Genomic DNA, 15,300 nt, shown 5'->3' on the forward strand with positions numbered 1-15,300 from the left:
TCCATCACGGTGACGGAAACCTATCTGAAGCCTTTCAGCAACAGAAAGATTGACGAGGCGAATCAAAGGGTAATTTCTTTTGTAAGAAGCGGAGCGTGTACAGTATAAAAGACGTTACTTCTTTTGATAGGATAGAATAGATTTGTCGCATATTTTCCGGAATCTTCAAACAGAGTTTTGAGGAACGGAATGGTACTGTCTTTACGGAGCTCCAATCGGTGCTATCAATGGACTTTCATTCAACCTTTTGAACTGAAAAATACATACTTTTATTCTTTGAGAGCCTCATTTCATCCCTTTCCCACTGTCATCTTTCTGGACTTCCAATCCTCTTTCCAATATCCCAACGGACTGTTTTTTACTATTCCAAACAAAACCGGTCTATTTTCTCCTTATTCCCTGATTATTAACGGGATTAACAAGATTTCATTACCTGCGAAGTAACGGAATACTTAGTAACAAAAGAAGTATGCGAAAGGGATTCAAAATGAGAGATTATTCACTTTTTATTTTTTTAAATTTATAAATTTAAAGTTTTCAATTATGAACAAAAAGTTTCTAAGTGCAATCTTGTTTGGAGCTTTAATGGTTGGCTCCACAAGTACATTTGTTTCTTGTAAGGACTATGATGATGACATCGATGGCTTGCAGGAGCAGATCGATGCAAACAAAAAACAGATTGATGACATCCTTGCTGCAATCAATGGCAAGAAATTCATCGAAAGTTATGCTCCTGTTGAGGGTGGTTATTTACTGACTTTTACCGGTGGCGAAACTTTAACTATCAAGAATGGTGCTCAAGGCGAAAAAGGTGAGCAAGGACTTCAGGGTATTCAAGGCCCGAAGGGTGAAACCGGGGCTACAATCGTTCCGAAGTTCAAGGTAGATGCCGAGAACTACTGGATGATTAGCGTAGATGAAGGTGCAACCTATGAGTATGTATTGAATGACGCAGGTGAGAAAATCAAGGCTGCAGGTTCAGAAGCTAATGTTGAAGAAGCTATCGGAAACTACGTGAAGGTAGACGAAGAGGGTTATATCTGCATTGGCGAATATAGAACTTCATTCAAATACAATGCTAACGTTCCTTCAATGATCTACAATGAAAAGGATGGAACTATGCAGGTTACTATTGACGGCCAATCATATACTTTGTTGATGGAAGGCTCTGCTTTCAATGGTCTGCAAACTATTGTGTATAGAAAGCAAGCTGCTGATGACGCAAATGACTATGCTGTAGCTTATCAGTTGTACTATCCTCAAAACGATACTGACGTTGATACTTTGTTTGCTGCAGTTCCTGCAAAGGCTTCTTTCAAAGTCTATCCTTCAAAATTCTCAAAGAGCGATGCCGAGCTCTTCTTCTCTGATACTTATCAGACAAGAGCTGCAGAACAGCCGAAATTGAATGTCTTGGATTGGGACTTCGATAAAGAACAAGATGGTGTTATTTGGGTAAAGATGACTCCGGTAAACTTTAAAGATGCTAAGACTGTATCTACTTCTGGATGGGGAAGTATGACATGGATTGACCCGACTACGCAAACAGAAATATCTGGCTGGGGAGCCGTATGGGTGGATCTTGGTGAGACAATCAATAGCTATGCTACCTCTCTGGATGTTAAGATGTACAAGCAATATGTTTCTGCATCAGATTATTTTAATGTTAAGTCAATGTATGTATCTTCTAAAAAGGTACATAACGTACGTGTAAATGCAGAGGAGGAAATCCAATATTCTAATAAGATGCAGACTGCAAGTAGTTGGTATCCCGAAAAATTCATGTCTCAGAATGATGCAGCTTCTTATAAGGTTGGCGAATTTGATTATAAAGGAACATTCAATCTGAACGATTCTATCAGTGCTGCTTTGGATTTGAATGACGGCGTACTGTTGGCTGATGCCGATATTCAATTTGAACAGAAATTCGAATTGATTGATGAAAATGCAGACAAGGATTTGTGGGGTGTAACCATTAAGAAAGGAATCTTTGATGCAGATAAAGTAGCTAAAGAAGGCATCTTGGCTGTTAAGGAAGAAAAACAAGCATCTGCTATTGATGAATATGCTGTAATCAAGGTCACTACTACAGTTAAATCACAAGTAGAAGGTGTACATGATTTGGTTGTTTATAACTATGTTTTGGTACAAGCTATACGTCCTACCGCTGCAGAAAATGTAGCAACTGTCAAATTGTCTCCGCTGGGTGATGCAACCTTCAACTTGAGCTACAAGACAGCTAAGCAAATTGTGAAGCTGGATGTACGCGCATTTGAAGACGCTATCGGTGGTCGTGATATCTTAACCGACAAGGGCACCTCTATTGTTTGGCCTTTGTATAAAGCAGATTACAATACAGAGAAGGAATTGACTGGATATAGTGAAGCATACGATTACCTAACTAATGCTCCACAGCAAGCTACATGGTCTGTAGATGTTCCTGTAGCTAGAGATGAGGCATTTGTATGGTACAAGAAGGCAGAAGGTAATGCAACAGACTCATTGTTCTTGTTTATTGGTCCTCAGACAGAAATTGATAAGACTACCCTCTATTTGAAATCCACTAATTACTGGTCTGAAGCACTTGCTAAGAATGGTTGGGTTTCTTATAATGGCATTTCTACTCCATATGCAGCTTATAACAAGTATGATAGTCAATATTTCATCACTACTATCAATGACCTTGCTGTAACTCGTAACTTTGCTGTTGCTATCAAGGATGCATACAAGGCACGTACAATCATTGGTGATTGGAGTGATGCTGCTAGCGGCAACTTCGGCATTAAGTCTGAAAACTTCGCTCATATGTATGATGTAACTCCTGCTGACGCTAAGGCTGTATTCGAATTGAATAAAGACAAGCAGAATGCATTTGTACAAGAATTGATGAAGGAGAACAAATTGGTAGTTGAAGAAGGTGCAAATGGAGAATGGAGAATAGCATTCACTGCTCCGATTGATATCAAGAAGGTTGGCAATCTGAAAGTTGATATTTATGATGCAAGTGGTTACGATGCTACTGACAAGAACCGTAAACCTGATGCAGAAGAATTATGGACTGTAGCTCGTCCGATAGCAGATTTCACCGGTGGTGCTGCACTGAAAGCATTTAACGATCCGAACTTGGCTGAGAATACTGAAATCACATTGAAACAATTACTTGTCAATACCGCTGGTACTGAAGCTAAGGCTAAAGACTTCTGGAAGAATCTTGTATTGAAAGACTATGCAGGTGAGAAAGTTGTTACATTCAATGGAACTACATTCAATGCTGAAGAAGTCACTGTTCGTGCTGCTTTGTACAAGAAGTCTGTTACAACCGGTCTCCGCTACATTATGTCCAACGGAACAGACAAAGATGAATACTTCAAGGTAGAACCTACAACTGGTAAGCTGACTTGTATCGCACTCCCGACAGGTACTGAGTTTACTCATACAGTAAATGTGGTTCTGCAGTTCGTTCACGACTGGGGTACTAGTGAGTATGCATACAACGTAACTATCACACGTAAACAAGCTACTAGATAATCTGAGTAGTAGAAAATTGTCTGAATAGACAATTATAAAATCAAAAGGAGGATGTTCCCATAGAACATCCTCCTTTTTTTCTCCAGAAACTTTTTTCTCCCTACTTTGCTTCCACACTTCCACCCACCTCCCACCTCCCCCTATCCATCGGCATTTGCCCCACTGTGGAAGCATCCTCCAAAGGTGGAAGCAAATTTTGCTTCCACCTACTCAAAACGCCATAGTTTTACCATAACTAACTCACTCTTATTTTAATACATCGAACAAAGCTTATAAAACGCTTGCACCAGTTTCCCCATACTTCTACACCCATCCGACCCATAAAATCTGCAATACCCATATATCCCCTCCTTTATCTTCATCCCAAATCCACAACAGCCTCCTCCCTCTCCTCAGCATAAAAAATGCCCCCGTTCATTTCATTCTCCCTCCACTTTCCACTATCTTTGTCCCCACGATGAAAAAGTTTGCCGACGTCATATTGCCTTTGCCTTTGCACAGCTGCTTCACCTATTCCCTGCCCGACGAGTGGGCGGATGAAGTGCAGATTGGTTGCCGGGTGGTAGTACCATTCGGACGGAAGAAATACTATACAGCCATCGTGCGCAACGTGCACTATTGTGCCCCCACCGAATACGAAGTAAAGGAAGTGTCCGCTTTGCTGGATGCCCGCCCGATACTGCTTCCGCGGCAGTTCAAGTTCTGGGAATGGCTCTCCGATTACTATCTCTGCACGCAAGGAGACGTCTACAAAGCTGCCTTACCCTCTGGCTTGAAGCTGGAAAGCGAAACAATCGTAGAGTACAACCCCGATTTCGAATCCGATGTCTGCCTGCCGGAGAAGGAACAGAAGATACTGGATATGCTCTCTGCCGACCCGGAGCAATGCGTGACGAAACTGGAGAAGGAGACCGGCATCAAGAACATACTTTCTGTCATCAAGTCACTGCTCGACAAAGAGGCCATCTTCGTAAAGGAAGAATTGCGCCGCACCTACAAGCCTAAGACCGAAACCCGTGTACGCCTCACCGCCGCCGCCCGCAACGAACACCGCCTGCACATCTTCTTCGACGAGTTGCAGCGCCGTGCCCCCAAGCAACTGGACCTGCTGATGAAATATCTGGAACTCTCCGGCTACCTCAGCGGACGAGATATAAAAGAAGTCTCCAAAGCCGAACTGCTGCAACGCACCTCTGCCACCCCTGCCGTATTCAACGGTCTTGTGGACCGTGGTGTATTCGAAGTCTACCAGCAGGAAATAGGTCGCATAGACAAAGCACTCCTCAAAGAAGTCATCCCCGTCAACCCGCTGAACGAGCACCAGCAACGCGCTTATCACTCCATCTTAGAGAATTTCCAAAGCAAGAATGTCTGCCTGCTGCATGGCATCACGGCAAGCGGCAAGACAGAAGTCTACATTCACTTGATAGAGGAAACCATCCGGCAAGGAAAGCAAGTGCTCTATCTCCTGCCCGAAATAGCCCTCACTGCACAAATCACAGAGCGCCTGCAACGCGTATTCGGCTCCCGACTGGGCATCTATCACTCCAAGTTCCCCGATGCCGAACGGGTGGAAATCTGGCAGAAGCAGCTGTCGGAAGCAGACTATGACATTATTCTCGGCGTCCGCTCCTCCGTTTTCCTTCCTTTCCGCAACCTCGGTCTTGTGATTGTGGACGAGGAGCACGAAAACACTTACAAGCAGCAAGACCCCGCCCCCCGCTATCATGCCCGCAATGCAGCCATTGTACTCGCCTCCATGTACGGCGCCAAAACTCTGTTGGGTACGGCAACCCCTTCTGTAGAGACTTGGCACAATGCCACATCCGGCAAGTATGGCCTTGTGGAACTGAAAGAACGCTATAAAGAGATACAACTGCCGGAGATTATCCCCGTAGACATCAAGGAGCTGCACCGCAAGAAGAAGATGAACGGTCCGTTCTCCCCACTGCTCCTACAATATATCCGCGAGGCGCTGGAACAAAAAGAGCAAGTCATCCTCTTTCAGAACCGCCGCGGCTTCGCCCCCATGATAGAGTGCAACACCTGCGGCTGGGTACCCAAGTGCAAGAACTGCGACGTCAGCCTCACCTACCATAAGGGGCTGAACCAACTGACCTGCCACTACTGTGGCTACACCTACCAACTGCCCCGCATCTGCCCCGCCTGCGAGGGCACTGACCTGCGCAACCGCGGCTTCGGCACGGAAAAAATAGAAGATGACATCAAAGCCCTCTTCCCCGACGCCCGCGTAGCCCGTATGGACTTGGACACCACCCGCACCCGTACCGCCTACGAGCGCATCATCTCCGATTTCCAGCAAGGCAAGACGGACATCCTGATAGGCACGCAAATGGTGTCCAAGGGTCTGGACTTCGACCACGTCAGCATTGTGGGCATACTCAATGCCGACACCATGCTGAACTATCCCGACTTCCGCGCCTACGAGCGCGCCTTCCAGCTGATGGCGCAGGTTGCCGGACGCGCCGGACGGAAGAACAAGCGCGGCAGGGTGGTGCTACAAACCAAAAGCATCGACCATCCCATCATCCCGCAAGTCATTGCCAACGACTACGAAGCCATGGTAGGCGGGCAGCTTGCCGAACGCCAGATGTTCCACTACCCGCCCTACTACCGCCTGGTGTATGTCTACCTGAAGAACCGGAACGAGACCCTGCTCGACCTCATGGCACAGACTATGGCCGCCAAGCTCCGCACCGTCTTTGGCAACCGGGTACTGGGACCGGACAAGCCGCCCGTAGCACGCGTACAGACCCTGTTCATCCGAAAGATTGTCTTGAAGATAGAAACCAATGCCCCAATGGCACGTGCTCGCGAGCTGCTCGTCCAGGTGCAAAAGGAGATGGTGGCGGAAGACCGCTTCAAGTCGTTGATAGTGTATTATGATGTAGACCCGATGTAAATAACTCGTAACTAAAGAAATATGAAGAAGATACTTTTCGTTTGCCTCGGCAACATTTGCCGTTCCTCCTCGGCAGAGGGAGTCATGAAACATCTGGTAGAAGAAGCCGGACGTGCGGATGAGTTTTTAATCGATTCTGCAGGCATTCTGTCCTATCACCAGGGCGAACTGCCGGACAGCCGGATGCGTGCCCATGCCGCCCGCCGTGGATACAATCTGACGCATCTTTCGCGACCCGTACGTACCGAGGATTTTTACAACTTCGACCTGATTATCGGTATGGACGACCGCAACATCGACGACCTGAAAGATCGTGCCCCTTCAACCGCCGAATGGAGCAAGATACACCGCATGACGGAATACTGTACAAAGTTTACCCATGCCGACCATGTACCGGACCCCTATTACGGCGGTTCCGAAGGTTTTGAGTATGTGCTAGACATTCTGGAAGATGCTTGTGCGGGGTTACTGCAGAGCATTTAATCCAGCGGCATTACATGATACAGTGTCCCCTGCCTTGACTTCTTGTTCGGTATTTCAAGCTTCTTGAGCGTCCGCCCGAATACGGCAACCTTGTTGATTGCCAGACGGTCACGCGTCTTTGTCTGTAAAGCGGAAAGAATCTGCATGGGCATCATCCATTGCCCCTCTTCATCCTCTTCTGCCGCGCGGAAATGGCTGTGGAAGAGTTGTTCCAGTGGGGTGAGCTGTTCAAATTCCCGGTTCGTCCGCTTCAAGATGGCTTCATCGGCATCATCCAGCCAGTAACGCTCACCTTTGGCTACGGCATTCAGAGCCTGCGCATAGAGCTGGCGGTAGTTGATGGTGACATTCGTATCGATGGGACCGGTGACCTCAATGCAGATGAAACGGCGGCTGCCACTGGGATCGGACAGCAAGTCCTTCTGATTGCTGGTACCGATGAAGGAGGCATACCGCCGCATCTCACGGATGGTGCTGCCGTAGGGTTTGCGCAGGTTGGCAACCGGTTTCTGCAGCAGATGCTTCAAGAAACCCTGCTGGTTGATGCTGATTTGGTCGAACTCGTCGATGTTGACGAGCAGAAAGCGTCCCAGGCTGCGCTCCGCTTCCTGCCTGCTCTTGAAGTCGATGCTGTCCGTATAGCCGAAACGCAGCTCCGGTGGCAGCAAAATGCGGCAAAAGGTGGATTTCCGGAACCCTTGGGAACCGACAAGCAGAGGAGAAGTATTGTTTCCGTGTTGCCGGTCCATTCCACGCCAGTGTGCCACCATGCCCAGGAACCAGCGGTAGAACAGCTCCTGCCAATGAGGATTGTGGCACGGAACGAGGTCGGCCAACGCCCGGATGCGGTCTTTCCCGTCCCAGCGGCCGGTGTCGTAAAGGTATTCTTCGACGGGATTATAGAGTGGTACGTAGTCTGAAGTTAGGAAACGGTTGATATCGCGGTCCCATACGCGGATACCCTCCTTCAGGGCATTCATGGAGACCGTACTGCGGGCACGCTGGTCAGCAGGCTTGAAATAGAAATGGACGGAGTCGCGCTGACGGTATTCCAAATCATCCAGAACGGTGTTGTAGCGGAACTCATACCGGCGGCCCATAAACTCTTCCAGCCGGAAAACGCTCTCCTGCTCTTGCGTCAGACTGCTCTTTTTCCCGAAGCCTTTAAGCTCTTGATATAGGTTATGAATCGTTTGACGAACAATGAATTCATCCGCTTCCCGGTAATAGTGCATCAATGTCTGGCGGACTACTTCCTCTTCGGGGATGCCTGCCTTGAAACAATGTTCGGCCAGAGGCACCAGCAGTATCCGTAAATCCCCCTCCCGTTTCCAGCCGTCCAATTCGCGGAATGCACGGTCAAGGGCTGATTCGAAGAGTATGGCGAAGGTGTCCGAGGCTTTACTGTCCGGATGCAGCCGCAACAGCGGATTCTTTTCTGCGAGTTTTCGTTGCCGGAAGTTCTCTTCCTCGGGCATGCCGAGGGGCTGTTCCAGGCAGAAAGGTACAGCGGCAGGATTGTAGTATGGATATCCGTCCAGAGTCATGCGGCAACTCTGGGTAAGGGAAGGTTCTTTCAATGTAATGGCAAACGGCAGTAAGGGCTGGTAGCACTTCACCGCCATACGGTAGGCGTGGGCATGAAACAAGGTGGCATCGCTCTCCCGCTTCGGCGTTGTGCCGTCGGGCAGGGCAAACAATACCCATATCTTGGCACTCCGTCCGCTGGAACCGCAGAAAGCGGCAAAGGTCTGTGGTAGCAGGGCGGCTTGTTGTTTTACATATTCCGCTTCGGCAATGCCCGACAGACGGTTTACTTCCAGTTGTACGAGTCCGTTATAGTTCTTCATCCACCGTTCCCCCTCTTGTGTACGGCTATATTCCACGGCGGGATAGATGCGGGGCAACTTGTCTATATGTTCGTATTGGGCGCAAGTGCCCTCCAGTTGAGGAAGGATGGTCCGGAGGGTCGACACATGTCCGGCTTTGGTTTCGGTTTTCAGTTTTTTAATCAGTGCATCCGCTTCCAGGGTGCTGAGGGCTTCCTTTCCGCTCTCTTTTTCTGCTCTAATCAAGGTAATTTTCATTCTGTTTGTCAGCTTGTTTGGGTAAATATAATTCTCGTAAAGATACGACATCAGGAGGCAGAAAACAAGTATTCAGCAGAATAATTATTAAATAAATGCCTGCTTCCACAAACTATACAGCGTGGTGTCGGAAACCTTTGGATTTCTTTTTTAAAACATAGGCATTCCTTTGCTTTTCTCCCTTTGTTTGTCTACTTTTGTATAGGGAATAGATGACGCCTAACGACCATGAACAGCTCTGCTTACGGCCATGAAGCAATTGCTTGACGACCGTAAGCAGAGCTGTTCATGGTCGTTAGGCGTTTCTCTTCCCAAAGCTTTTACGGATGAAGTACGTAACCCGCACCTATTCCGCATAGGGCGCGAACGTATTGTACAACAACTTAAAAGACATTGAACTATGGCAATTTTATTCGATTGGTATGAGCTCCCGGAACCTAAAGACAAACAGCGGGAAGAAAAGATACTTCATCCGCGCATCCGCTTGAACGGCTCTACCAGCACTGCCGAACTGAGACGTCGGATTCAGGAACGCTGTTCGTTGACAAAGACTGATGTTTCGGCAGTGCTGGATGCCTTGTCGCACGTCATGGGGGAAGACCTTGCCGAGGGGCGGCAGGTGCATCTGGACGGTATCGGTTACTTTCATCCCGTACTGACGAGCACGGAGCCGGTGACCGCTGCGACCAAACGCAAAACCACCAAGATTAAGCTGAAGGGCATCAAGTTTCGTGCCGACCAGGTACTGAAGAATGAGATAGGCGCTATCAAAGCTAAACCGCTAGGGCTGAATGAGCATTCCCAAAAGCTGAGTGACAAGGAGATTGACAGGCGGCTGACGAGCTACTTCTCTACGCATCAGTTTCTTACGCGCAGTGATTTTCAGAGCCTCTGCGGAATGATGCGCTCTACGGCACAGCTTCATATTCGCCAGCTTCGTAGCGAAGGTAAGCTCGAAAATGTGGGAAAACTGAACCAACCGATTTATGTACCTTGCACGGGGTATTATGGTAGAGACGAGTAGGTTACGGTAAAACTATAGCGTTTTGAGTAGGTGGAAGCAAAATTTGCTTCCACCTTTTTTGGTTGCTTCCACAGCGGGGTAAATGCCGATGGATAGGGGGATGCAGGAGATGGGTGGAAGTGTGGAAGCAAAGTAGGGAGAAAAAAATCTAGAGAGTGATGAGAGGCGCGGAAATCATTCTAGATACTTCACCTCTTCACCTAAGGCATCATGGTTCATTTCGCGTATACTGCGATAAAGCTTACCATTTTTCAAATAATAATAATTCTGATAACCAGCAAACTCTATGTTGGCATAGGTTTCATTGTTACGATCTTTGCTTATTTTCCAAGAACTTTCGTAAATCATAGAATCTTTGAAAGTTATGATTGATGTAGAATCTGGACGAAGCTCAAACTTTATGCCGTTGGCAGTAGTAAATATACCGACAAAATCATGTTCTTTTTCGTTGTTGTCACATCCGGTTAGTAGCAGTATTCCCAACAATATTCCTATAATGACTGTTTGTTTCATATTTTTAGTTGTTATATTATAAAAAAGAGTGCTTCAATCGGATGAAGCACTCTCTCTTGTCTGTTTACTTTATTGGCATCTCTTTTCAGAGTTGTCTCTTATCTTCCTGCGGGAGTACCGGCATTTTCATTTACGTGGATTTTGAATTCCTGAGTGAAAGTCTTCCACTTATAACCGAACTTGATAGGAACATAGATTTCATAATCCCAGTTTACAGGAGTACCACTGTGGTTGTAGTAAGTCAGTGTTTCCTTACCAGTTGTTGCATCTACGTTGTAAACTACAGTTGTGTTGGCAGGAAGGCTACCTTCCTTGTAACCAGCCACAGGCTGCAAATTGCCGTCTACCAGTTTCAGGTTAGTCTTAACTTGATCAGTCATCCAGTTGCTCGGAGTACATTCGTAGAATTTGAACAGTTCTTTTTGCAGAGCTGTTGCATTGGGAGCCTCAGAAGCAGTGTAGAAATTACCGTTTTCGTCTGCATTCCAGCAAGTGTAAGTATAAGCACCTGTTACATCTACAGAGCTACCGTTAACAACAGCATCAGTTACTTCTCCTTCTTCCTTATTCACTGTGATAGTCATCGGTTCAATGATGTTGGCATCATAAGCCTTGATAACTTCAGTATGAGCAGCCGGATGTCCCGGAGTTGCATCACCATAGCAAAGGTCTGCAACCAACTTGATAGGAACAATCTGACCTACCAAAGCTTTGGCAGCTTCTGTCGGTTTGGTGTTTTCTCCGAAATTGGATTTTGCATCCGGATCAGCTTCTTGCAATTTGATGTTATAAGTCTTGTGACCTTTCAGAGGATTATTTGCATTTGTACAGAGGTTGTCCTTATAATTGTCAATTGTTGCAGCCAATTCACCTGCAATGTACAATTTTGTGTTGTCAGTACTCAATGTAACAGCACCATCCTTGAATGTCTTGCTGGCAACATCAAAGTACTTATAAGTTCTACCAGCCAACTTTTCAGCATCGAATTCAAAACGTACACCTAGCAATTCAAATGTAGGAGAATAAGGATTCTTCACATTCGCAACGTTCTTATCCTGGAAGTACAGGTATTCCCATGCACCAGTAGCAGGTTTCACGCCGTCTTTGTTCAAGAAACCGTTCACTAAGTCAGTGTAGATATTTACGGTCGGATTATTGTTAGTCTTATCGCCAGTCAATATGTGTCCAGTGGTTTCATTCCATGCAGGATTCCATTCCACGGCACCATAAACTACCGGGTTCACATTGAATACAGTGTTATTGGTGTTTTTCTTCCAATAACGATTGTCATATCCATATCCACCGAATGTAGGTTTGTAGATAGTACGTGTCAATGTAATTTTCAAAGTAGGATATGCCTTTGTCGGATCTTTCCAGAAGAATGTCTTAGTGAATACCATATCTTCGTGATTTTTCCATACCGGATATTTCTTCACGATGTCAGCGTGAGTCAAAGTCCACTCAATGTTATAAGATTCAACTCCGTCTTCTGTATTCTTAATAAGTTTAACCTTACCATAATCTACTCCATCTTGTGCGTCGAAACCGGCATCAGTGTAAACGGCGTGGAATTCCTGCTTGGTCATACCACCCTCTTTTGCACCGTTGTAGATAACTTCGTTCATGGCTACAGTGCCAATCTTGTCTGCGAAATTACCACATTTGAACATGGTGTCATCGTATGTGAAGCCAATCTCACGCATACCTTCTTCTTTCACCCATTTCACCTTGATGTAACGCATAGCTACCAAAGCATTGTTTACAGTATCCACCAACTCTACACGTACCAACGGTTCGCGGCCTACTGCAGTGGCAGATACACCGTCAAGGCTATAGACTTTTGAAGTCATGTGACCATTCATAGGAGAATCGATTTCTGCGAATTTTTGCTGGTCGGTCTTGTTACTATTACCCTCAGGGCCACCCAAAGTAAAATATTCTCCAGTAGCTTTGTAGAAACGGAATGTTAGACCATAGTCTTTGTATTTCTCCAATTCAGCATGTTTTTTGTGATCTGTAGCATCAATCTCTGTTGTGCAAACCTCCACTAATTTTTTCAAGTCGAGTACCTTGTTATACTGTGCATAAACGTCAATCATGTCGTTAGCCTGTGACTCATATGCACAAATAGAGTCGTGATAGTGCACATAGAATCTACCTTCACCATCAGTCTGAACTTCGTCAGCAAAATCACCACCCATATTTCCGTTGTACATCGTACGTGCATTAGCAATGTAGGGAGCCACCTTTGTTTCGTGCAGACGAACATATTCAGAGTTCACATAAACCTGAGTACCATTTTCCTTAAGAGCTTTAGCTTCATCAGCAGTCAGGTTTTCTTTAGCAATAGGAGCCTTTAGAGAAGCCATGTAGAAAGTTTCTTTTCCACTTGCATGACCGCCTGCTTCATTGATGGATTCGGCAACAGTCTTCTTGAATTGTACTGTCAATACATTGTCTTTTATCTTATAGTCAGTAGGCTGGATAGGAGAATTCTCGGAAATCGTTGCGCCAGCTTTGGTGAGGATGTTTTCAGATTTGATGCAATCGAAAGAAGGCATATAAATATCCTCTGTACGTACACCCATATTGGGGCTAACGTGGAAGTAAGCCTCATTTTTGTCTGTAGACACTGTGTACGGCTTGGCACCAGCTTTATTAACGTGGTCAAGTACAGGAGTTTTGGAATGTGCTGTAAACGTACCTTCAGAATCTTTGTCAGTTTGAGGACCGTCTGCATGTTTTGCCATTGCCTTGTACTCTTGTGGAGTATACTGTAGAGTAGTCAATGTAATAGCTGCAATACCATTGATATGACTTGTAGGAATTACAGCCAGACTAGTCAAACGATGTCCGATAATAGACATAACTTGAGCGCTCAATGCATCAACCTCAGCAGCCAAGTCTTTTAGTTTTTCGTCTGTAACAAAGCCGCCTTCCAATTCTTCTTTCAAGTCGTTGATTTTAGTCTCAACTGCCTCCAAAGAAGCCAACTTCTCAATTTGCTTTTCCAGTTCTTTCTTCAAAGCAGTCAAATCTGCCTCGGATACTCCGCCTTCTGTCGAATTAGCCTTGTCCAAAGCTTCCTGAGCTTTGTTCTTGGCCTCGTTTGCGGCACTTTTGGCTTCATCTACAGCCGTCTGCAACGTAGTAACTTTTGCATTCAGGTCATCAAGTGAAGCTTTCTTGTCCAGTTGTTCCTGCAAGTCCTTGATGTCATCATCATAATCCTTACAAGACGTGAACGTACCTGCAGTACCCAACATCAAGGCACTGAACAGGGTCACACTTAGAAACTTCTTGTTCATAATTGAAAACTTTAAATTTATAAATTTAAAAAAATAAAAAGTGAATAATCTCTCATTTCGAATCCCTTCCACATAGCTGTCTGTCATGTGATTTTTTCCGTTACTTCGCAGGTAATGAAATCTTGTTAATTCCATTAATAATCAAGGAATAAGGATAAAATAGGTTGGGTTTGTTCAAAATAGTAAAAATCAGCCCGTTAGGATATTGGAAAGAGGATTGAAAGTCCAGAAAAGTGACAGTGGGAAAGTGATGAAATGAGGCTTTCAAAGAATGAAAGTGTGTATTTTTCAGTTCAAAAGGTTGAATGACAGTATATTGATAGCACCGATTGGAGCTCCGTAAAGACAACGCCATTCCGTTCCTCAAAACTCATTTTGAAGACTCCGGAAAATGCGCAACAAATCTATTCTATCCTATCAAAAGAAGTAACGTTTTTTATACTGTACACGCTCCGCTTCTTACAAAAGAAATTACCCTCTGGTTGGCCTCGTCAATCTTTCTGTTGCTGAAAGGCTTCAGATAGGTTTCCGTCACCGTGATGGAGGAGTGCCCCATGGCTTCCGATATGATTCCGGGGTGTATCTCGCAATGGTAAGCCATTGTAGCCCAGGTGTGTCTGGCTGCATAGGTGCTGAGTGCCGACTGCATTCCCAAGCACTGCCTGAGTACTGCCAGCCGCTGGTTGAATGCCCTGAGTGCCGACTGGTATTCCCGGTATGCGGCTTCCGATCCTTCCTCACTTTGTAATATGGGGAATAAATAAGGAGAGTCCTTGTCCTTGTTTGCTATTATTCTCACCATCTGCATGGCTTCGGGTGTGAGTGACACGGTCAGCGCCCGTCCCGTCTTCCGTCGTCTGTACGATAGTATATTTCCCTGCAGGTCCCTTTTGTGCAGGTATGCCAGATCCACGAAAGGTATGCCCCTGAGCATGAACATGAGTACGAAGAAAATCCTTGTTTTTTGCTGTGCGTTTGGGAGCGTCCCTCCTTGCAGGCTCCTTTCCGTCTCCCTTACCAGGCTGCTGATGTCTGATGCTTCGAGCGCCTTCTTCCTGTCCGCCCGTGTGCCGGTATACACATGCTCGAACAGTCTGGGTACATACCGTATGTACTTTCTGTCCACCGCCCGATGATACACCGAGCGTACCGTCTTGATGTAGGTGGACACAGTGTTCCAACTGCAATTCCTCTGCCTGAGGAAGTTTTCGAACCTCTTCAGTACGGTCGGGCTCAGCTTGCGCATGGGCATCGGTTGCCATTTGGTGAATGCCGAGAATGCATTCACCGCTGACTGGTAGATGTGTGCCGTCCCCCACCTGCCGCCTTCCCGGAGTTCCCCGATGACTGAGGAGAACATCTCTTGTAAGGTAATTTCATTTCTATTCATTTCCAATTTATTTATAAAAGGTTTACCTTACAAGTATATACAAT

General features: G+C 46.0%; 9 protein-coding genes and 1 pseudogene. 6 read left to right on the plus strand and 4 right to left on the minus strand.

Going from position 1 to position 15,300, the window contains the following annotated elements; genetic code table 11:
* The 4 genes and pseudogenes from DXD65_RS19735 to DXD65_RS19755 all read left to right on the plus strand — a co-directional run.
* Positions 1 to 108, plus strand: a pseudogene (locus DXD65_RS19735) (site-specific integrase); the annotation flags it as partial.
* 435 nt (positions 109 to 543) lie between these two features.
* Complete coding sequence (locus DXD65_RS19745; protein ID WP_057281913.1) at positions 544 to 3,528, plus strand: PL29 family lyase N-terminal domain-containing protein; 2,985 nt, start codon at positions 544 to 546, stop codon at positions 3,526 to 3,528.
* Between the two features lie 457 nt (positions 3,529 to 3,985).
* On the plus strand, positions 3,986 to 6,451 hold the full coding sequence (gene priA, locus DXD65_RS19750; RefSeq protein WP_034525468.1) for a primosomal protein N': 2,466 nt from the start codon (positions 3,986 to 3,988) through the stop codon (positions 6,449 to 6,451).
* 21 nt (positions 6,452 to 6,472) lie between these two features.
* Complete coding sequence (locus DXD65_RS19755; RefSeq protein ID WP_005825832.1) at positions 6,473 to 6,934, plus strand: low molecular weight protein-tyrosine-phosphatase; 462 nt, start codon at positions 6,473 to 6,475, stop codon at positions 6,932 to 6,934.
* On the opposite strand, the gene DXD65_RS19760 is transcribed toward DXD65_RS19755, so the two are convergent.
* A complete protein-coding gene (locus tag DXD65_RS19760) occupies positions 6,931 to 9,021 on the minus strand; it encodes a BT4734/BF3469 family protein (RefSeq protein WP_117887883.1) in 2,091 nt (696 codons plus the stop codon). The two genes, DXD65_RS19755 and DXD65_RS19760, sit on opposite strands and share 4 nt — an antisense overlap.
* A 250-nt stretch (positions 9,022 to 9,271) precedes the next feature.
* Between DXD65_RS19760 and DXD65_RS21055 the strand changes: the two genes are divergently transcribed.
* On the plus strand, positions 9,272 to 9,418 hold the full coding sequence (locus DXD65_RS21055) for a hypothetical protein (RefSeq protein ID WP_158573904.1): 147 nt from the start codon (positions 9,272 to 9,274) through the stop codon (positions 9,416 to 9,418).
* Between the two features lie 3 nt (positions 9,419 to 9,421).
* A complete protein-coding gene (locus DXD65_RS19765; protein WP_117681673.1) occupies positions 9,422 to 10,045 on the plus strand; it encodes an HU family DNA-binding protein in 624 nt (207 codons plus the stop codon).
* Between the two features lie 174 nt (positions 10,046 to 10,219).
* On the opposite strand, the gene DXD65_RS19770 is transcribed toward DXD65_RS19765, so the two are convergent.
* From DXD65_RS19770 to DXD65_RS19785, 3 genes are all read right to left on the minus strand, one after another.
* The gene (locus tag DXD65_RS19770; protein WP_005825841.1) at positions 10,220 to 10,558 is read right to left on the minus strand and encodes a hypothetical protein; all 339 of its coding nucleotides are present in this window, start codon (positions 10,556 to 10,558) and stop codon (positions 10,220 to 10,222) included.
* A 98-nt stretch (positions 10,559 to 10,656) separates the two neighbouring features.
* On the minus strand, positions 10,657 to 13,866 hold the full coding sequence (locus tag DXD65_RS19775) for a hypothetical protein (RefSeq protein WP_117879229.1): 3,210 nt from the start codon (positions 13,864 to 13,866) through the stop codon (positions 10,657 to 10,659).
* Between the two features lie 436 nt (positions 13,867 to 14,302).
* A complete protein-coding gene (locus tag DXD65_RS19785) occupies positions 14,303 to 15,256 on the minus strand; it encodes a tyrosine-type recombinase/integrase (RefSeq protein ID WP_005824461.1) in 954 nt (317 codons plus the stop codon).
* Positions 15,257 to 15,300: the final 44 nt, after the last annotated feature.

It is taken from the genome of Bacteroides sp. 4_1_36 (assembly GCF_003466325.1).
GTDB classification, from domain to species: domain Bacteria; phylum Bacteroidota; class Bacteroidia; order Bacteroidales; family Bacteroidaceae; genus Bacteroides; species Bacteroides uniformis.

Coding starts and splice junctions, on each gene's coding strand:
- DXD65_RS19775 (WP_117879229.1), bottom strand. CDS start 13,866: ATGAACAAGAAGTTTCTAAGTGTGACCCTGTTCAGTGCCTTGATGTTG.
- DXD65_RS19760 (WP_117887883.1), bottom strand. CDS start 9,021: ATGAAAATTACCTTGATTAGAGCAGAAAAAGAGAGCGGAAAGGAAGCC.
- DXD65_RS19755 (WP_005825832.1), top strand. CDS start 6,473: ATGAAGAAGATACTTTTCGTTTGCCTCGGCAACATTTGCCGTTCCTCC.
- DXD65_RS19765 (WP_117681673.1), top strand. CDS start 9,422: ATGGCAATTTTATTCGATTGGTATGAGCTCCCGGAACCTAAAGACAAA.
- DXD65_RS19770 (WP_005825841.1), bottom strand. CDS start 10,558: ATGAAACAAACAGTCATTATAGGAATATTGTTGGGAATACTGCTACTA.
- priA (WP_034525468.1), top strand. CDS start 3,986: ATGAAAAAGTTTGCCGACGTCATATTGCCTTTGCCTTTGCACAGCTGC.
- DXD65_RS21055 (WP_158573904.1), top strand. CDS start 9,272: ATGAAGCAATTGCTTGACGACCGTAAGCAGAGCTGTTCATGGTCGTTA.
- DXD65_RS19785 (WP_005824461.1), bottom strand. CDS start 15,256: ATGAATAGAAATGAAATTACCTTACAAGAGATGTTCTCCTCAGTCATC.
- DXD65_RS19745 (WP_057281913.1), top strand. CDS start 544: ATGAACAAAAAGTTTCTAAGTGCAATCTTGTTTGGAGCTTTAATGGTT.